Source organism: Streptomyces sp. NPDC090741, from assembly GCF_044769045.1.
Taxonomy (GTDB): domain Bacteria; phylum Actinomycetota; class Actinomycetes; order Streptomycetales; family Streptomycetaceae; genus Streptomyces.
In genome coordinates, this window is record NZ_JBIVXF010000019.1 from 23745 (window position 1) to 41101 (window position 17357).

The following is a 17357-nucleotide window of genomic DNA, read 5'->3' on the forward strand; positions in this document are numbered from 1 at the left end:
CTCGGTCACCTCCGAAGGGGAGTGTTCCCCGCCTGCCATTGTCGCAGTGAGGTGGTGCCGCCGGCCGGGGCGATCAGGACAAACGAGCCGGTGCTGCGGTGGTCCGCGTACGCGCCGATCGTGAGCGGCTCGGCGGTGCGCAGCACCACGTGGCCGACGGTGCGACGACGGCGCCCTGGTTCGACTACCGGTTCGCGCCGCCGGACGAACTCGCCGCTGCCGTCGCCGAGTCAAGGAGTGCCAGACACCCCCTGGGGCGTGGTGGGCGGCGGGCTGGGCCTCCCGGACGCCGCCCCGTGGTGTCGCCCGTCGCAGGATCTCGTCGATCCGTTCACGCGCCGTGTCTACCTGGCCGAAGGCTGCCGCGAGGACGGCCTGGCCGGATCCTCAAATCCTCTGGCGCATCTCGACGTCGGCCAGATGGTCGCAGACCCGCACGAACCCGGCGGCCTGACATGCTCTCGGAGACTTTCGGATCGTGCCTCGGGGGCTTTCCGCGACGAAAGTTGCCCGCGCGGTCATCCTTCGTGCGGACGAAGGTCGCCGCCCCGGGTCCCTAGCCTGGTCCGCATGACCAGTGACACGGGGGACCGTAGCGACGGGCGGCGATGGCGGCGGGCTGCGATGGGTGTCGTGGCGGGAGTGCTCGCCGCGGCAGGGGTGTGTGCGATCTTTTGGTGGCTGGGCCTGAACCTGGGCGTCGGCGCGGCCTGGCTGTCGGGCAAGGCCGCGGTGAAGGTCGGCTTCTTCGTCGCCGCCGGGGGCCTCGCCGCTGTGACCGTACGGTGGCAGGCGCGCCGTGCGTCGCGGGCCACGCCACCGGAGAAGACGGACTGAGGCCCGTACGCGGACCCTCTACTGGCGGCGGGCCAGCACGTGGGCGTCGAGGAAGCCCCGTTCGGATGCCGGGTCGTGGAGCAGCCGGGCGAAAGGTGCGAGCCCGGCTTCGGCCAGCAGTTCGGCGAACCGGTCCACCGGCCAGCTGTAGGCGGGCGTGACCTTGTGGTCGAAGCGGACCGGCTCCGGTGCGTCGGTCGCGAAGAACGAGACCAGGAGAAGGCCCCCTGGTGCCAGGACGCGTACCTGCTCGGCGAGCAGCGCGGGCAGTTCCCCGGGCGGGGTGTGGATCATCGAGTAGTGGGCCAGCACGCCGCCGAGCGCACCGTCCTCGACCGGCAGAGCCTCCATCCGGGCCTCGCCGAACCGCAGCGCCGGATGGGCCCGCCGGGCGTGGTCGATCATGGCCGGGGAGATGTCGAGCCCGAAGGCATCCAGCTCCAGGTCGTGAAGCATGGCCGTCAGATGTCCGGGCCCGCACCCGACGTCGGCCGTCCGCAGGTTTCCCGTCGCGCGCACCAGCTCGGCGAAGGTACCGATCATGGCCCGCGCGAACGGCCGCGTCTCCAGCCGGTCGGCGAACATCGACGCATAGAGCTCGACGATGTCGTCGTAGGCCGCCTTGGTTTCGTGCTGGTGTTCCGCCACGGGTAGGAAGCTAACATCCGTGCTGTTCGCAGCCGTCTTCCCGACCGAGACCAGCGGGCGGAACGGGGTCAGGGCCTGTAGCCGCTTCCGTACGTGGCTGAATTGTGCACGGCGTTCGAACTGTACGAACTCCGGTCACTGCTCGCCTGCGCCGTGCGGGCCAGCTCTATCAGCAGGCCGTCCGCATTCTCCGTACGCCGCTTGCCACGACGCAGCAGAGTCCGCACCATCCACACCGCCGCCAGACCCATCAGGCCCAGGAAAACAGTCAGCTCAACCACGCCGTATCCCCCGTGCACGCACCGAACTCGAACTCGTCCATGTGATCACTATGTCGCCCGGACCACAAGGCTCCCGCGGATCGTGCCCGGCGAGCGGGGCGCACGCAGGGTCCGGACCGGGAATTCGGACCGGACCCCGCGCCCTACGTGAAACTCGGCCCGGGCGGGCTGTCCCTTTACTTCATCGGCGCCGCGGGGAGGGAGCAGGAGCAGGCGGTGTGGTCCGTGTGGTGGTGTCCGTGGTCGAGCTCGGCGCGCTCGCGGCGGGCGGTGTCGGCCTCTTCGCGGACCGCGTCCAGGCGCTCCTCCAGGTGCGTGACGCGCTCGCGGTAGCGTTCGAGCTCGGCCCGTACGAACTCGACGTCGGCCACCTGCTGCGCGGCCTCCTTGCGGATCCGCTCCGTCTCCTCTTCGAAGCCCTGTTTGGCCTTGTCCAGTTCGGCGATGGCCAGTTCCGCGGCCTCTTCCGCCAGGGCGGTGCGCTGCTCGGCGGCCAGCGTCCGCTGGGCCGAGGCCTTGGTGACCGTCTCGATGCGCTGCTCGGCGGCGGCCGAGTCCGTGATGATGGCCAGCTCTTCGATGTAGACCGGCAGGTCCGTCGCCAGCCGGGACATCAGGGCCAGGATGTCCTCGCGGGTTCCGGATTCGTTCGGGACGGCCTCCATCGTGTCCATTGCGGTCTGGGGGGCGGCCGCCTCAGGGGCTGCGGGTGCGGTTGCCGTCGTCGCCTTGGCCGACTTCTTGGCCTCGGCCGCCTGACGCTTCTCCTCCTTGCGCTCCTGTCGCTTGGCGCGGAAGCGGCGGAAGGCGCCGAGTGCGTTGTGGTCCGGGTGGGCGCAGTAGCGGGGCGCCGGGGCGTCCGGCGTCGGCGCTTCGGCGTGGTTGGTGCAGTCCGGGTAAGCGCACACCGGAAGCGTCTCAACGGCCCCAACAGTCATTTTTTTCCGTCCTTCAAATCAGAAGATGTACCGATCACGCTAGACGCGGACAGGGGTCAACGGGCGTCGCGGAGAGGCCTCGTAAGCAATCGGTAAGATCACGCGCCCATGTGCGCGTTCGGGTCGGGCGGGTGTGCCCTTTCCCCTTTTGCGGACGGGCCGTCGGGCCCGTCTTAGATGGGCTGGAGGTTTCTTGGCTTTTCGGGAAAGGACGTTCATGCACCTGCGCGACGGCGGCAAGGCGCCTGACGGGGAAGATCTTCGAAGCCGCCTCGGGTGACTGGTACGTCACTCCCGACTCCAGCGCGCTGGAGTTCGTGACGGTCCCCTTCGAGGAGGAGGGGGACGCCCCGGAAACGGAGAGGATGGCCATGGCCATGGCGGTCGGCGAGATGGCCGCCGCGTTCGGCATGCTCCACACCCGGGCGGAGTTCGGATCCGTCCTGGGGACGGACACGCGGCTCGAGGACGTCCTGTCCGAGGGCACGACGCATCGGCACGGCGGGAGCGATGTGTACGTGTCCGGCGAGGACCGTGTGTACCCGGCGACGGCGAAGCCGCAGGCGACCGGGGGCGTCAGCCTGGAGAGGATGCTCGCCCTGTTCGAGGCGGTGGTGGGCCAGGAACTCCCGCTCGAATCCCCGTCGAACCCGGCGGATGTGGAATTGCTGGGGGACGAGGCGGAGGAACGCGCCGTTCAAGACCGCGCTCGGCGGCGCCGACCCGAAGCGGGATGCCGCGATCCTCCGGGACGCCCGGCACTTCGCCGGGGAGTACCTCGCGGGCCTTGACGGGCGGACGGCCGAGACGGGAGGGCTGGAGGGGCTGCTGAACCTGGTGTTCTCGTACCTGCTGGCCGGCGCCCGGCAGTCCGTACGGCACGATCAGGCGAAGTACTTCCTGCCGCTGATGAGCCGGATGAGCTTCTCCGCGATGTACGCGGCGCTGCCGCAGGAGGCGAAGTCCGCATTCGACCCCGGCCGCGTCCTGGGAGTTGCCGGTCTCTCGCCGGGCGAACCCGTCTACCGAGTGGGCTTCCAGGACCGTGGGGCGGGCGACGAGGCGGTGTCCCGGGGGGCCGGGGCGCAAGGTGTGGCTGGAGAGCATCGCCTCCGGTGGTCCGGACCTGATGTCGGCGGGTGGCGGGTCCACGGTGACCGAGGGGATGAAGGCGAGTTCGCCGGCCATGGGCCAGCACCGGCGGCTCGATGCCGGGCATGCGGCCGGTGCGGCCGGGCGGGTGCAGGTCGAGCTCCGGCGCCTGCCCGGCGACGTTCCGCCGCAGGAGTGGCTGCCGGTCGCAGCCACCCTGTTCGAGATGTTCCGGAAGGTGTAGGGGGGAACGGGAACGTCCTGACGCCGGGCGCGGGTTCAGGGGCAGGGGCGCTCGGTGTGCAGGGCGGTCAGGGAGTTCAGGAGGGCTGCGGCCCGTTCGGCGTCGTCCACGCTGACCCCGAAGTCCTTGCCCTTGGAGCGGATCACCAGGCATTCGCCGCTGCGCAGCATCACCGTCGCGCCCAGGCCGCTGAGCCGGTAGCCCCAGCCGCCGACCTGCGCCGGGGTGCGGTGCTCCGCGCGGGCCCACTCGATGTCCGCGGCGGGCCAGCGCCGTACCGGCCAGCCGAGGGGGCCGAAGGCCACGTCCAGGCCGGGCTCGGCGATCCGTACCCGTACCGAGGAGCAGGCCAGCACCGTCATCGAGACCGCCGTGAACGGCACGATCAGCAGCCACATCGGCTTCGTCGGATCGCTGCCGGTCCCGGCGAGGAGGGCGGCCAGAGCGATGAGTCCGATGACGGCGGCGAGGAGGGTCAGCCAGGGGTTCGTGGTGCGGGCGAGCCATACGCGGCGTTCGCCCGCGGGGATGTCCATCCTGGGGCCCTGGGCGGGCGAGGCGGGGGCGGTGGGCCGACGGGTTGCCAGCATGCCCGCGAAGGCGGCCACCGATGCCGCCACGACCGTGACCACGGCTCCGACGGTGACCGGGTCCGCGTCGTGCCAGTCCGCGTGGTGGAGGTTCGCCCGTACGATCGAGATCTGCTCCCCCGCCAGCAGCACCCCGCACGAGACCAGTACCGTTCCGCGCCACCGGCGGGCCGCCCGCCAGAACACGGCGCCGGCGACGAGCACGATCCAGACCGAAGCCGGCAGGAGTACGGCCGCCCAGAGCGGAAGCGAGCCGTCGGGTTGGCCGAAGGCCCCCCAGTGCGTCGCCAGTCGGTCCCGGAAACCCCTGCGCGCCGCCAGTGGCGGCGCCACGAGCAGCACGAGGATCCCGGCCGCCCAGGCGGCCGTCCCCCACGCGGCCCCGCTCTTTAATCCCCCACGGTCCTTCACTGTGCCTCCTCGATCATCTCTATGAGATCGGCCTTGCCGTACCCCAGGCGCGCGCCGTCGGCCACCAGCTCCCGTACGCGCACCAGCAGCGCCGATCGACCGTCCGCCCCGCCGGCCACGGTGACCCCGCGGCCGCGCCGGAACTCCAGCAGCCCTTCGTCGCGGAGTGCGCGCAGGCCCCGTAGGACGGTGTTCGCGTTGACGCCCAGCGCCTGTGACAACTCCCGCGCGGGCGGCAGCCGGTCGCCCGGACCGCACTCCCCCTCGGCGATGGCGCGCCGGATGACGCCGGCCACCTGTTCGTGGAGGGGGCGGTTGTCCGCGATGTTCAGCCTCAGCAGCATGATGCCAATGACGCTAGCACCATTCATTTTATTCGGGATCGAATTCGATCGACATTCGGGACGTGAGGGCGTTGGCTCTGCGGTATGCCAGAGCTGCGTACCGATCGTCTTCTGCTCCGCCGGTGGCGGGAATCCGACCTCGAACCGTGGGCGGCGATGAACGCCGATCCCGAAGTGCGGGAGCACCTGGGGGAACTGCTGACACGGGAGCAGAGCGATGCCGTGGCGGCGCGTATGCAGGCCGAGTTCGACGAGCGGGGTTTCGGGTGGTGGGCGCTCGAAAGACGGGAGACCGGTGAGTTCGTCGGCCGTGCCGGCTTGGACGTGGTGGACGAGGGCATGCCGTTCGCGGGGGTGGACGTCGCGGACGTCGTGGACGTCGGGTGGCGGCTGACGCGTTCTGCGTGGGGGCACGGCTACGCCACCGAGGCGGGTCTGGCCTGTTTGGCCTTCGGCTTCGAGGCCCTCGGGCTGGCGGAGATCATTGCCACTACGACCGTCGCCAACGTTCGTTCCCAGTCCGTGATGCGCCGGATCGGCATGACGCGGGACCCGGCCGCCGACTTCGAGGACCCCAGCGTGCCCGAGGGGCCCCTTCGCCCATGTGTGCTGTACCGGACCTCGCGTTCGGCGCCTGGGACCATGGCCCCATGACGCGTGACGACGGCCATCTTCTGGACAATGCGCAGGTCGAGGCCGGTGTTCGGTTCGGTGCGCTCAGTGCGTTGTTCGATCCGACGACCTTCCGGCACATGGAAGGGCTGGGCATCGCTTCCGGGTGGCGGTGCTGGGAGGTGGGGGCGGGCGGGTCCTCGGTGGTGTCGTGGCTGGCCGACCGGGTCGGGCCGGCCGGGCGGGTCGTGGCGACCGACATCGACACGTCCTGGGCCTCCCGGGTCGCGGGAGGGGGCGTCGAGGTGCTGCGCCACGACGTGGGCCGGGACGAGCCGCCGGGGAGCGGGTTCGACCTGGTCCACGCGCGGTTGGTGCTGGTGCACGTGGCCGACCGGGAACGGGCCCTGCGGGCGATGGCCGGCGCGCTGCGGCCCGGTGGGTGGTTGTTGGTGGAGGATGCCGATCCGGCGTCGCAGCCGCTGATCTGCCTGGACGAGTACGGGCCGGAGCAGGTGTTGGCCAACAGGTTGAGGACCGCCTTCCGCTCACTGCTGGCCGCTCGCGGTGCCGACCTGGCGTACGGGCGCAAGCTGCCCCGGCTGCTGCGGGGTGCGGGGCTGGCCGATGTGACCGCGGACGCCTACTTCCCGGTGACCTCCGCCGCCTGCGATGTGCTGGAAGCGGCGACGGTCAGGCAGGTGCGCGGCCGGCTGGTCGAGGCGGGCCTCGCGACCGACGAGGAGATCGACCGGCATCTCGCGAGCGTCGAGTCGGGCCGCCTCGACCTCACCACCTCCCCGATGATCTCCGCCTGGGGGCGCCGCCCGGGCTAGCCGGTCCCGTCGGTGCGGCCGGCTGCTCCGGAGAACCTGGCGCACAGTCCCTCGGCGCGGGGCCGCTCGGCCGGCTCCGCCGTTCGTCATGATGACTTCTCGTAGCGGAATCTGCTGATCCGGTTGTGGCGCGTCGCCCCTCCCTCGGTACCCCCTCCCCCGACAGGTACTGAACGCCGGTGGGTCGGCTTCGGTCCCTGTCCCTTCAGTCACTGCCTAAACCTGCAGGTCAGGGGGGTGAGGCCGGTGGTCCAGGGACTGAAGGGACCCAACTTTCCAGTTATGAGCCGGATATGAACTACCAGGCTTCTTATATGCATGCGCGCATACACACACGCACATAAAGAGTGGAAGTAGTGATTCCCAGTCCCTTCAGTCCCTGCGTCTCCAGGTTCAACGCTCTGACCTGCATGTTTGTTCAGGGACTGAAAAGAGAGGGACTGAACGGGGGTCCGAGTGGTTCAGTACCTGTCTCCGAGTCCGTCTCCTGACACGCTTTCGGGGGCTCCGTCGGGCATGCGGTCCTTGCGCCGTACTTGAGGGCCGCTGGAGCCACCGGTCGGGGGCCGGGTCCCCGGTCGCGACACGCCCGGGGTGACAGCCGAATCGAAGACGGAACTTTTCCGGACGAACCAGGGTAGAACTTCAGGGACTGAGGGACTGAAGGGACTGAATTCTCAATATGGCGGTGCCTGCCGCCCGAGCCCCCGCAGTCCCTGCGGTAATCTCCGCGATAGTGAATCTTCAGTCCCTCTGGTCCCTGAGGCGCAGGTCAGCCAGCCTGTACGCCAGGGACCGGGCCGGGGACACGAATAGCCGCCCCCGACACCGCGTCAAGGAAGAGCCAGTGCTGGTCCATCCCGAGAACCCGCGCCCCGGCGCGACCGGCGGGACGGCGCTGGACGTGGCGGCCTGGCTGGCCTCGCGCGGCTATCCGGTGCACCCCCTGGCCCCCGGGACCAAGACGCCCGCCGCGAACTGCCGGGAGTGCACGGGCCGTCACCACTCCCCCGAGGCGTGCCCCTGCCATGCGCAAGGCCGTTGGTGCCACGGGTTCCACGCGGCCACGACCGACCCGGACACCCTGCGCGAATGGTGGCGCAGGGAGCCCGAGTTCGGCATCGGCGTGGCCTGCGGCGCCGCAGGGCTCGTCGTCATCGACGTGGACGCCCACGCGACCGAGCTGCCCGACCGGCAGCGGCTGCTGCCCGGCATCCCCATCGACGACCGCGTCGACCTGACCGGACTGCAGAGCGGATTCGACACCTTGGCGCTCCTGGCCGCCTACCGGTCCCGGCCCGACCCCTGCGAGGACACCTCGACCCTGCGGGTCCGTACGCCCTCCGGGGGGATGCACATCTGGTACCGGGCGCCCAAGGGAGGTCCGCGGCTGCGGTGTTCCAGCGGGTCGAGCTCCAGGGTCGCGCTGGCCTGGCAGGTCGACGTACGGGCCGAGGGGGGCTACATCGTGGCGCCGACGACGCGTACGGCCGCCGGTGTGTACCGGGCGCTGCCCGGGGCTCGGCTGCCCGCGCCCCTGCCGCTGTGGCTGGCCGCCGAGCTCGTCCGCACGGGGCACGTGGACTCCCCCGCGCCCACCGCACCTCCGACGCCCTCCCCCGGCCCTTCTCCGGCCGCCGGACCCGCGTCGGGTCTTCCCCTGCGCGGAGGTCGACAGGAGGCCGGGAGACGGCTACTGAGGGGCCTTCTGGAGGAAGTCGGCTCCTGCGGGGCGAGCCCGTCCGGAACGGCCTTCAGCGAGAAGCTCAACCGGGCGGCCTTCACCGCGGGCGGGCTCGTCGCCGGCGGCCACCTCGACGCGGCGGATGGCCGCCTGCTCCTGCTCGAAGCGGCGGACCGGGCGCGGCCCCGCCAGTCGCGCCGCAACGTCCTCATCGTCGACTCAGGGCTGCGCGCCGGAAGCGATCGGCCGATCCACCCCAAGGAACGCACATGAGCAGCGCCAAGAGCACGGGGTTCAACGCCCAGGCGGCGGCGGAACAGCTCGCCGCGTTCACGGCCGAGACGACCGTGGAGCCGGGTGTGTCCGGTGAGTCCGCCGCCGCGCCCGCCGGGTCGCCGGCGCCCACGGCGTCCGCCGTGTTCGCCGCCGCGGCGGCGCGCGGCAGGCGGCGCCTGCCCGCCCAGCAGAACGCGGCCCCGATTCCCGGGGGCGGGGGCGCCGCCGACTTCATCCAGACCGGCCTCCTGCACAACCTCAGCGACCGGGGCAACGCCAAGCTGTTCGCCCACCTCCACCACGACCGGTTCCGGCACGTCGAGGGGCTCGGCTGGTACGTCTGGGACGAGTACCGCTGGAAGCGCACCGGCGGCGAGAAGGCCGCCATCTGGGCCGCGGGCGACATGGCGGAGGAACTGCCCCTCCACGACCCGCGCGGCGCCTTCACCGACCGGGAGCTGGCCCAGCACCGCAAGCGCGCGATGTCCACCTCGGGCGTCAAGGCCATGCTCACCCAGGCGAAGGCCTCCCCCGAACTGGCCCTGGACCCCGACACCCTGGACGGCGACAAGTACGCCCTGTGCACCCCGGCGGGCGTCGTGGACCTCCGTACGGGTGACCTGCACAAGCCCGACCCCACGCGGGACCTGCACTCGCGGGCCACCCACCTGGCGCCCGAGGCGATGCCGACGCCCCGGTTCCACCGTTTCCTCGACGAGACGTTCGGGGACGACGAGAAGGGCCAGGAGATGATCAACTTTCTTCATCTCCTGCTCGGCTACTCCATCACCGGCGACGTCGGCGGGCAGGTCCTGCCCTTCCTCTACGGCGTCGGCGCGAACGGCAAGTCCGCCCTCCTCGACGTCGTCATCAAGATCCTCGGGGACTACGCGGACGTGGCGCCGCCCGGCTTCCTGATGGAGCGCGGCAAGTTCAACGAGCACTCCACCGAACTGACCGAACTGCACGGCCGGCGCCTGTTCGTCTGCAGCGAGCTCAAGCCGCACGACAAGTTCGACGAGGCCCGGGTCAAGCTGCTGACCGGTGGTGACCGGCTCAAGGCCCGGCGGATGCGGCAGGACTTCTTCAGCTTCGAGCCCACCCACAAGCTCTGGCTGCTCGGCAACCACCGTCCCGAGGTCGGCACCGGCGGACATGCGTTCTGGCGCCGCATCCGGCTCATCCCGTTCGAGAAGGTCGTCCCCGACCACCGCAAGATCGACAACCTGGCGGAGACGCTCGTACAGGAGGAGGGTCCCGGCATCCTCCACTGGATGATCCAGGGGGCCAAGGCCTATCTCGCCGCCAAGCCGGCCCTGACGGGGCCGAGCGTGGTGCGCAGCGCCACGCAGGCGTACGCGACGACCGAGGACCACATCGGGCGGTTCCTCGCCGAGTGCTGCACCACGGGCGGCGCGGACCTGCCCGACCCCCGCGACCTCAAGGTCGAGCAGGGCGCCCTGTACCGCGCGTACAGTGCCTGGTGCCTCGACGGCGAGGGACTGCGGCCCGCGACCACGCGCGCGTTCGCGACACGCATCCGCGCCGAGGTCGGTGTCGCCTCGCCGAACGAGATGCTCCGCTCGAACGGGCAGAAGTTCTACCCCGGACTGGCCCTCCTGGCCGATGAGGAGCAGACTCCGCGCGAGGCGAACAGGGCAACCACGACGTGATCGGACGATGGGTGATGCCGCCCCGGGGTGGGCACGCCTACGATGGACAAGGACGATGAACAGACCCACCACCCGGCTGCGGCCCGCAGGGCCCTGCTGTATACCGGCATCGGCGCCGCCGCCCGCGGCGTGGAGGGACCAGGGGCCCCACCGGGCCCACGTGATCGAGGAGGGACCCAGGCCATGAGCTCGCTACTGACATCAAGCGATCTCGCCCACGAGGACAAAGTGGTGTGGCTGGAGGACCCCGAAGAGCTCGACTACGTGCGCCAGGCCCTGGACAAAACGCCCCGCCGCCGGGGCAAGCCGCGCTATCACCGCGACGGGCGCATGATCGGCTTCACCGAGCTCGGCGACACCGCCGAGGCGGACCCGGACAGCGGCCTGCAGAAGCGGCGCGTCTTCTACCTGCTGCCGCACGACCGGGATGCCGAGCCGCACGGCCTGTACCGGGAGGGCGCGCCGGGCGAGGCGGTCGATCCGCGGACGATCGGGCCGCGGCAGGTGGGCAGGAAGACCGAGCGCTCGCAGCGGGGTCTGTCGGCGCCTACGGTCGCGTGACGTGGGTCGCGTGACCTGGGTCGCGTGACGTGGCGCCTGCTTGGGCGCCTGACTTCCGGATTCCTGGTCTCCGTTTCTGATTCCTGATTCCGTTTTTCGGTCCCTTGAGTCCCTCCGGTCCCTGTTCGGTCCCTCTCCTGTCCCCCGCTGCGGCGTCAGGACGGGGCGAGGACGCAGAACTCGTGGCCTTCCGGATCGGCCAGGCACGTCCATGGGACGTCGCCCTGGCCGAGGTCGAGGTCGGTGGCGCCGAGGGCCCGCAGCCGGGCCACCTCCGCGTCTTTGTCGTCACCGGGGTACGGCAGCAGGTCGAGGTGGACGCGGTCCGGCACCGTCTTCACGTCGGGCGTACGGATGAACTCGAGGTACGGGCCGACCCCCTTGGCGGAGCGGAACACCGCTTGATCGTCGGTCACCTCGTGCAGGGTCCAGTCCAACGCCTCGTCCCAGAACCGGGCCATGGCCCGCGGATCCGAGCAGTCGACCACCACCGCGGCGATCGGCCCGGTGTCCCGGTAGACCTCCCGGGGCTCCAGCACGCAGAACTCGTTGCCCTCGGGGTCGGCCAGGACCGTCCACGGGACGTCGCCCTGGCCCACGTTGACGGGTGTCGCGCCGAGGGACCGGAGGCGTGCGACCAACTCCGCCTGATGGGCCGCGGAGGTGGTGGCGAGATCGAGGTGCACACGGTTCTTCGTCGTCGTCCTGGGTTCCGGGACGGTGACGACGTCGATGCCGACGGCGACCGGGTCCGGCCAGGCGAAGGGGCCGACGGGGCTGACGGGGCCGACGTACGTGGTTCCGCCGGGGGTCCCGGCGGAAGTACTCCAGCCGAGCGCCGCCGCCCAGAAACGGCCGACCGCCGCGTCGTCGAGAGCCTTGATGTTCACCTGGACGGGTCGCAGAGCCATGCCGGGGATCCTGTGCACTCGCGCTGACACCTCACATCTCGGTCACTTCAGACCCTGTGGGCGGTCCTCAGAACGCGAAGTCGACGTAATCGATGTCGGTGAACTCCACCAGCAGGCCGCCGGCGCGGGCGCCGTTGTCCTTGAAGTAGATCTCCTGGAGGCCTTCCGCGGCGATGGCGCGGAGCTGTGCCTCGCCGGCGCCGGCCTCCTGGGCGGCGAAGAGGCGGCCCGCGTACTCCGGGGGCAGGTGCTGGGTGATCCGGCGCATACGGCCGTCGTCGGTGGTGCCGGGGGCGGCGGTGAACCCGAAGCGGGCGCGGGTCTCGATGACCAGACCGGTCGTCCGGGCGGCCTTCGTACGGGCGCGCTTGCGCACCAGGGGCTGCCAGCGGCGGCGCACCTCGGACTCCAGGCGGGCGGCGAGGGCCGGCTTGGGCTGCCTGAGCTGGTCCCTGACGTAGCGCTCGACCGTGCGCTGGGAGATGCCGAGCAGGCGGGCCGCTTCGCGGGTGGACTTGAGCTGCTTGACGAGGAAACGCATCTGGGCGCCCGCCGACTTGGGGACGGGGCGGGTGAAGTGCTGTTCGTCGGCGCGGGTGAGGCTGTCGTCGATCTCGGGCATGTCCGGCTACTCTCCGTCGGCCGCGGCGTCGTGGCCCTTGATGTGGCGGGCGGGGTTGAGTCCCTGGTCGAGCATCTCGACGGCCCACAGGAGGGGCTGGGTGCCCTCGTGCTTGACCATGCCGGGGCTGACGCCGAGGCGGAAGCCGCCGGGGAGCGGCTTGCCCTCGGGGGTGCGGGGGAGGAAGTCGAGGGGGCTGGGGCCGTCGGAGAGGTACACCGCGCAGTCTGAGAGGACCGCGATGGGGTGGAGGCCGGCGGCGGCGAGCTTGACCATCTTGCGGTGCATGTTGACGCGGGCCGTGGAGATGACGGCGGCGCGGATGTCGGGGCGCCAGGTGGGGCGTTCGAGGGCGGGCCAGGGCTCGCCCGGGCGGTACGCGGCGCCCTGGGGGCGTTCGCGGAGCTTGCCGATGCCGCCCTTGACGGTGGACTTGATGGCCGAGAGGACCGGCTTCAGGACGGGGTCGGGGTGCTCCTGGAGCTCGGCCATCGCCGCGAGGAACTCGGGCTCGGGGAGCGCGGAGGTGACGCCGAGGTCCGCCATGGTGGCCACGTACGCGTCGCGCAGGCGGGTGTACCAGGCGTCGAGGTACGGGCCGTGGTCCGGGCGGAGCCAGGCCTCGGTGGGGTGGACGGGGTGGCCGAGCTCCTGGGCGTAGGCGAGGGTCGGGGTCGCGTACCAGGCGGGGCCGGTGGGCGGATGGCCGCCGGGGGTGAAGGGGCTGGGGAGGCGCGGGTCGAGTTCGAGGGAGGAGAGGTCCGCGAGCCAGCAGCCGGGGATCTTCGGGTCGAAGCGCGGGGCCCGGGTGTGGACGGCCGGGCCGAGGCCGACGGGGAGGCGGTTGGCCGCCGCGGCGAAGGCCATGTTCACGTCGACGCCTACGGCGTGGGTGCGGGTGCACTCGGCGTCGGTGAGGAGCTGGGGGTCGCGGATCCAGTCGTACGCCTCCTCGTCGAGGACCTGGTCCGGGGTGCGCTGGTGGGCGCGGGGGTACAGGGCGGCGACGACCGGGTGCTCGTCGGGGGCCTCCGGGGGGGCCGGGTCGGCGGGGCGGGTGAGGGAGCCGGCGACGGGTGCGGACTCCCACGTGTTGGTGTCGGGGTTGCGGGCGGCGCGGGTGGGCGGGCGCAGGGCCGTCATGAGTTCGAGGCCGGACACGGCGGTGGAGCCGCGGGGGGTGAGGACGCGGGTGGCGTACGTGGTGAGCAGCGCGGCGAGTTCAGGGGCGGGGAGTTCGGCGGTGTGCTCGCCCCAGGCGCGGGCGTCGAGGGCGCCCCAGGGGAGGATCGCGAGCTGGACGCACTGGCGGCCGGTGGTGGGGGTGGCCGGGCGGTAGATGCGGGGCCAGGGACCGAAGCCGCGGCGGGTGAGCTGCCACTTGGCCTTGGCCAGGAGCTTGAGGGTGGGGTGGTTGTCCGGGAGGCGGAGGGTGCGGCGGTCTTCGAGGGTGGGGGGAAGGCCGAGCGCCTCGGCGGCGGCGGGGGTGAGGACGAGGAGGGGGTCGCCGTCCTTGCCGTTGCGGTGGAGGCGGGGGGAGCGGAGGTCGGCGTCGGGGCCGAGGGCCCAGGCGATGAGGGTGGGGAGGTCGGTGCGGGCCTTGGGAGGGAGGGGGAGGAGCAGGCCGGAGTGGGCGTGGGCCTTGTCGGTGCCGTCGAGGACGACGAGGGGGCCGTTGCCTTCGAGGGGGGTGGGGAGGGGGGCCGTGGCCTTGGCGGGCCGCTGCGGGGTGGGGGGAGCGTTAACGGCGTTAACGGTCGGTGGGGCTGCCGGAGCTGCGGCCTGTGCCGGGGCCGGGGCGTTAACGGCGTTAATGCTCGGCGGGGCCGGAGTCGGCGCCTGGGCGTTAACGGCGTTAACGGCGTTAACGGTCGGCGAGGACGCCGGGGGAGGGGGCGGGGCGTTAACGGCGTTAACGGTCGGGGTGGGGTGGAGGGTGGAGAGGCCTTCCAGGAGGCGGGCGTAGGCGGCGCGCTTGGGGGCGCGCGGGGCCGTACGGCCGGTCTCCCAGGACGTGACCGTTTCGCGGCGGACGGAGAGGGTCTTGGCGATCTGGTCCTGGCTCAGGCCTGCGGCTTCGCGCAGGCGCTTGCGCTCGTCCGGGTGGGGGAGCGGGTCCTGGGCGGCTTCCTCCAGCAGCGCGTCGACCGCTGCGAAGAGGCTCTCTTGTTCGTCGGGCATCGGTACTTACCTCCGTGTGCAGCCTAGGTGAACCGCACGGCTGAACGCACATGAAGCGCACGTGGGGGCGCTGACAGCATTAACGGCGTTAACGGCGTTAACGCCCCCTGCGTGGGTGTTGCCCCGGATGCCCGGCTCAGAGTCGCTGCATCAGGAGCTCGGTGACGGCCTTGAGGTCGTCCGGGGTGAGGTGGGCCGTCAGGCCGTCCGCGATCGTCTCCGGGGAGTCCGTCGCGATCGTGATCCGGGGGGCGGCGGGCGCGGGGGACCGGGTGGGTTCGGGCGCCTGTGCCGCAGCCGGAGCGTTAACGGCGTTAACGGCGTTAACGCTCGGAGGGGCCGGAGCCGGATTCGGAGCCGCAGCCGGGGCCGGGGCGTTAACGGCGTTAACGCCGTTAACGGTCGGCGGGGGAGTGTGCGTGCGCTGGCGCGGCGGGTTGGGGGCGTTCAGGGTCTCGTCGGCCGCCGCCTCCTGCCGCTCCTGGGGGAGCCGCCCGATCCGGCGGGCCGGCTCGACCTTGAGCTCCCCCGTGTCGACCTTCTCCTGGAGGGCCGGGGTGAGGTTCAGGAGGGTCAGGCGCTGGGAGACCCAGGCCGCCGTCTTGCCCAGCCGCTTCGCGACCTGGGCCTGGGAGCCGTGGACGTCGACGAGCTCCTGGAGTGCACGGGCCTGGTCCATGGGGGCGACGTCCACGCGGTGGACGTTGGCGATCAGGGCCGATTCCAGGATGTCCGCGGCGGAGGCGGAGAGGGCGTCGTTGACATGGATGTGCATGGTCTTCAGCCCGGCCAGCTGGGCCGCCGCGAGACGGCGGTTGCCGTCGATGACCACGTACGGGGCGCGGCCCAGGCCGTCGGTCTGGCCCGGGTGGGCTTCCATGAAGGCCATGCGGGTGGCGACCGCGAGGGGCTGGAGCTGGCCGCGGGAGAGGAGGGACTGGGCCAGCTCGTCGAGTTCGGTGAGGTCCTCGCGGAGGTTGAACGGGTTGTGTGCGAGGGCCTCGATGGGGACCTCGGACGGCGAGACCATGCCGGAGGTGGGTGCTCCGGTGGCCTCCGCGATCGCCGCGCGGCGGGGGCTGACGCCGACCGGCTGGGCCCGTGCGAAGGATGCCGAGACTCCGAGTTTGTCGGCCTTGCTCATGAGATCTCCCTGGCGAGGGCGCGCAGCGCGATGGCCTGGTCGCCCTTGGGTGAGTAGACGAACAGCGGCTGCTTCACGCGGACGGCTTCGCGCTGTTCCTTGAGGTCGGGAACGATCGCGACGACACGCGGATCCTTTATGTCCATCCAGGCCTGGAGCGAGGAGGTCGCGATGTAGCCGCGGCGGCCGTCGTAGAGGTTGACGACGAGCCCGAGGTAGTCGATGTCCAGGCTGAGGTCGTCGCGCAGGTCGTTGATCTGGGAGGTGAGGAGGTCGTACGCGTCGGCCGACGAGTCCTCCGCCTGTACGACGATCAGTGCGCCCGAGGCGCCCGGCTGCTCGGCGTCGCGGCGGCGCCCGTAGTAGATGGCGGCGTCCATGCTGAGGCCGAGGCTCGGCGGGCAGTCGATGAGGATGACGTCGTACTCGGACTCGACGGGGGCCAGCGCGCGTTCGAGGGCGGCCTCGCGGGCGCGGACGGTGGAGAGGCGGACGTCGAGGAGGAAGGCGTCCGTGCAGGCGGGCAGGAGGTGGAGGCGGTTGCCGAAGCGCTGGTCCGGGACGGGGACGATCAGGTCGGCGAGGGGGCCCTTGGCCTCGCTGGCCATGTGGCAGGTGAGGCTGTCGCCGCCGATGGGCAGCGGCTGCTGGCCGAGCTGCTTGGTGAGGTGGCCCTGGGGGTCGAAGTCGACCAGCAGGACGCGCATGCCGAGGCCGGGCAGGTCTTCGAGGTCGAGGGGCGTCGTTTCGGGGGGCTGGTGCCCGCTCTCCCTTCCGTCCCTTCCGTCCCTTCCGTCCTCGCCGTCTTCGACCGCCGAGAGGCGGGCCAGCTGGCGGGCGATGCGGACGGGGTGGAGGCTGTCCGGGTCCTCGGCGAGGGCCTCGGCGGTGCCGGCGGTGATGGCGGTCTTGCCGACGCCACCCTTCTGGTTGCACACGACGATGCGGCGTACGACGGAGGGCCGCTTGACCGTGGGCGCCGGGTTCATCTCCAGCCAGAGGCGGACCGCTTGGGCGAGACCCTGGATGAGGGAGACGCCGCGGTCCTTGGAGCCGGCGCGGAAGGACTCCCACTGGCCGGAGGGCAGCCAGGTGGAGAACGATTCGGCGCCCGAGGTGTCGACGGGGGAGGGGGCGGAGGCGAGGGCGCTCCAGTGGGCGATTCCCTGGTGGACGGCGTCCTGGATGTCCACCCGCAGTTGTGCGGTGCGGATTTTCAACTCCTGGCGGAGCCACGGGGGGAGCTTGGAGACGACCTTCTCTCGGTCGCTCTGAGGCGAGGGCGAAGTCATGAGAGGGACTTTACTAACGTTCTTGGGCCGATGTGCGCGCCACGCTTGGGTTTTGCTAACGAAATGGTCCGCCATTGCGTGTCGGATTGGGTGCGGGACTCGGCGTGACGGGATCCGGGTACGCGACAGGGCGGCCTCGCACACGCCGTAGCGAGCACCCCCGTGGTTCACCACGGCGTG

Annotated in this window: 19 protein-coding genes; 8 read left to right on the top strand and 11 right to left on the bottom strand. The window is 71.4% G+C overall.

From position 1 onward, the window contains the following. Nucleotides 1–5 precede the first annotated feature (5 nt). Entirely contained in the window at nt 6–149 is a 144-nt protein-coding gene (locus ACIQU4_RS36105; protein ID WP_403740141.1) for a hypothetical protein, read from the bottom strand. 421 nt (nt 150–570) lie between these two features. On the opposite strand from ACIQU4_RS36105, the gene ACIQU4_RS36110 reads away from it, so the two are divergent. After that, entirely contained in the window at nt 571–837 is a 267-nt protein-coding gene (locus ACIQU4_RS36110) for a hypothetical protein (RefSeq protein WP_403740144.1), read from the top strand. Between the two features lie 18 nt (nt 838–855). Here the strand turns inward: ACIQU4_RS36110 and ACIQU4_RS36115 are convergent, their stop codons facing one another. The 3 genes from ACIQU4_RS36115 to ACIQU4_RS36125 all read right to left on the bottom strand — a co-directional run bounded on the left by ACIQU4_RS36115 (nt 856) and on the right by ACIQU4_RS36125 (nt 2704). After that, entirely contained in the window at nt 856–1485 is a 630-nt protein-coding gene (locus ACIQU4_RS36115; RefSeq protein WP_403740147.1) for a class I SAM-dependent methyltransferase, read from the bottom strand. Between the two features lie 68 nt (nt 1486–1553). Beyond that, nucleotides 1554–1766, bottom strand: a complete 213-nt coding sequence (locus ACIQU4_RS36120; protein ID WP_403740149.1) for a hypothetical protein — start codon at nt 1764–1766, stop codon at nt 1554–1556. Between the two features lie 176 nt (nt 1767–1942). Continuing rightward, nucleotides 1943–2704, bottom strand: a complete 762-nt coding sequence (locus tag ACIQU4_RS36125) for a hypothetical protein (protein ID WP_403740152.1) — start codon at nt 2702–2704, stop codon at nt 1943–1945. Between the two features lie 317 nt (nt 2705–3021). On the opposite strand from ACIQU4_RS36125, the gene ACIQU4_RS36130 reads away from it, so the two are divergent. Both ACIQU4_RS36130 and ACIQU4_RS36135 read left to right on the top strand, forming a co-directional pair. Further along, nucleotides 3022–3495, top strand: a complete 474-nt coding sequence (locus ACIQU4_RS36130) for a hypothetical protein (RefSeq protein WP_403740154.1) — start codon at nt 3022–3024, stop codon at nt 3493–3495. Between the two features lie 299 nt (nt 3496–3794). Continuing rightward, on the top strand, nt 3795–4040 hold the full coding sequence (locus tag ACIQU4_RS36135; RefSeq protein ID WP_403740157.1) for a hypothetical protein: 246 nt from the start codon (nt 3795–3797) through the stop codon (nt 4038–4040). Between the two features lie 35 nt (nt 4041–4075). Here the strand turns inward: ACIQU4_RS36135 and ACIQU4_RS36140 are convergent, their stop codons facing one another. Then, nucleotides 4076–4963, bottom strand: a complete 888-nt coding sequence (locus tag ACIQU4_RS36140; RefSeq protein WP_403740160.1) for a DUF1648 domain-containing protein — start codon at nt 4961–4963, stop codon at nt 4076–4078. A gap of 74 nt (nt 4964–5037) precedes the next feature. Continuing rightward, on the bottom strand, nt 5038–5385 hold the full coding sequence (locus ACIQU4_RS36145; RefSeq protein WP_403740163.1) for a GntR family transcriptional regulator: 348 nt from the start codon (nt 5383–5385) through the stop codon (nt 5038–5040). Between the two features lie 84 nt (nt 5386–5469). On the opposite strand from ACIQU4_RS36145, the gene ACIQU4_RS36150 reads away from it, so the two are divergent. The 5 genes from ACIQU4_RS36150 to ACIQU4_RS36170 all read left to right on the top strand — a co-directional run bounded on the left by ACIQU4_RS36150 (nt 5470) and on the right by ACIQU4_RS36170 (nt 11027). Beyond that, a complete protein-coding gene (locus tag ACIQU4_RS36150) occupies nt 5470–6039 on the top strand; it encodes a GNAT family N-acetyltransferase (protein ID WP_403740166.1) in 570 nt (189 codons plus the stop codon). Beyond that, the gene (locus tag ACIQU4_RS36155; protein WP_403740169.1) at nt 6036–6833 is read left to right on the top strand and encodes a methyltransferase domain-containing protein; all 798 of its coding nucleotides are present in this window, start codon (nt 6036–6038) and stop codon (nt 6831–6833) included. The genes ACIQU4_RS36150 and ACIQU4_RS36155 overlap by 4 nt, the downstream gene beginning before the upstream one ends. A gap of 904 nt (nt 6834–7737) precedes the next feature. Next, complete coding sequence (locus ACIQU4_RS36160) at nt 7738–8790, top strand: bifunctional DNA primase/polymerase (RefSeq protein WP_403740415.1); 1053 nt, start codon at nt 7738–7740, stop codon at nt 8788–8790. Continuing rightward, nucleotides 8787–10466 (top strand): phage/plasmid primase, P4 family, encoded by a 1680-nt coding sequence (locus tag ACIQU4_RS36165; protein WP_403740171.1) that lies wholly within the window; start codon nt 8787–8789, stop codon nt 10464–10466. The genes ACIQU4_RS36160 and ACIQU4_RS36165 overlap by 4 nt, the downstream gene beginning before the upstream one ends. A 183-nt stretch (nt 10467–10649) precedes the next feature. Further along, the gene (locus tag ACIQU4_RS36170) at nt 10650–11027 is read left to right on the top strand and encodes a DUF6009 family protein (protein WP_030872546.1); all 378 of its coding nucleotides are present in this window, start codon (nt 10650–10652) and stop codon (nt 11025–11027) included. 155 nt (nt 11028–11182) lie between these two features. Here the strand turns inward: ACIQU4_RS36170 and ACIQU4_RS36175 are convergent, their stop codons facing one another. From ACIQU4_RS36175 to ACIQU4_RS36195, 5 genes are all read right to left on the bottom strand, one after another. Beyond that, on the bottom strand, nt 11183–11938 hold the full coding sequence (locus tag ACIQU4_RS36175; RefSeq protein ID WP_403740175.1) for a VOC family protein: 756 nt from the start codon (nt 11936–11938) through the stop codon (nt 11183–11185). 67 nt (nt 11939–12005) lie between these two features. Then, a complete protein-coding gene (gene tpg / locus ACIQU4_RS36180) occupies nt 12006–12560 on the bottom strand; it encodes a telomere-protecting terminal protein Tpg (protein WP_403740178.1) in 555 nt (184 codons plus the stop codon). A 6-nt stretch (nt 12561–12566) separates the two neighbouring features. Further along, nucleotides 12567–14741, bottom strand: a complete 2175-nt coding sequence (tap, locus tag ACIQU4_RS36185; protein WP_403740181.1) for a telomere-associated protein Tap — start codon at nt 14739–14741, stop codon at nt 12567–12569. A gap of 136 nt (nt 14742–14877) precedes the next feature. After that, the gene (locus ACIQU4_RS36190) at nt 14878–15885 is read right to left on the bottom strand and encodes a ParB/RepB/Spo0J family partition protein (protein ID WP_403740184.1); all 1008 of its coding nucleotides are present in this window, start codon (nt 15883–15885) and stop codon (nt 14878–14880) included. Beyond that, nucleotides 15882–17177 carry a ParA family protein gene (locus ACIQU4_RS36195; RefSeq protein ID WP_403740187.1) on the bottom strand — a complete coding sequence of 432 codons (1296 nt, stop codon included), beginning with the start codon at nt 17175–17177 and terminating at the stop codon, nt 15882–15884. Before ACIQU4_RS36195 ends, ACIQU4_RS36190 begins: the two co-directional genes overlap by 4 nt. Between the last annotated feature and the right edge of the window lie 180 nt (nt 17178–17357).

Excerpts from the sequence above, each read along its gene's own strand:
- ACIQU4_RS36175 (WP_403740175.1), bottom strand. The coding sequence starts at position 11,938 with ATGGCTCTGCGACCCGTCCAGGTGAACATCAAGGCTCTCGACGACGCG.
- ACIQU4_RS36145 (WP_403740163.1), bottom strand. The coding sequence starts at position 5,385 with ATGCTGCTGAGGCTGAACATCGCGGACAACCGCCCCCTCCACGAACAG.
- tap (WP_403740181.1), bottom strand. The coding sequence starts at position 14,741 with ATGCCCGACGAACAAGAGAGCCTCTTCGCAGCGGTCGACGCGCTGCTG.
- tpg (WP_403740178.1), bottom strand. The coding sequence starts at position 12,560 with ATGCCCGAGATCGACGACAGCCTCACCCGCGCCGACGAACAGCACTTC.
- ACIQU4_RS36125 (WP_403740152.1), bottom strand. The coding sequence starts at position 2,704 with ATGACTGTTGGGGCCGTTGAGACGCTTCCGGTGTGCGCTTACCCGGAC.
- ACIQU4_RS36170 (WP_030872546.1), top strand. The coding sequence starts at position 10,650 with ATGAGCTCGCTACTGACATCAAGCGATCTCGCCCACGAGGACAAAGTG.
- ACIQU4_RS36190 (WP_403740184.1), bottom strand. The coding sequence starts at position 15,885 with ATGAGCAAGGCCGACAAACTCGGAGTCTCGGCATCCTTCGCACGGGCC.
- ACIQU4_RS36195 (WP_403740187.1), bottom strand. The coding sequence starts at position 17,177 with ATGACTTCGCCCTCGCCTCAGAGCGACCGAGAGAAGGTCGTCTCCAAG.
- ACIQU4_RS36165 (WP_403740171.1), top strand. The coding sequence starts at position 8,787 with ATGAGCAGCGCCAAGAGCACGGGGTTCAACGCCCAGGCGGCGGCGGAA.
- ACIQU4_RS36150 (WP_403740166.1), top strand. The coding sequence starts at position 5,470 with ATGCCAGAGCTGCGTACCGATCGTCTTCTGCTCCGCCGGTGGCGGGAA.
- ACIQU4_RS36110 (WP_403740144.1), top strand. The coding sequence starts at position 571 with ATGACCAGTGACACGGGGGACCGTAGCGACGGGCGGCGATGGCGGCGG.
- ACIQU4_RS36155 (WP_403740169.1), top strand. The coding sequence starts at position 6,036 with ATGACGCGTGACGACGGCCATCTTCTGGACAATGCGCAGGTCGAGGCC.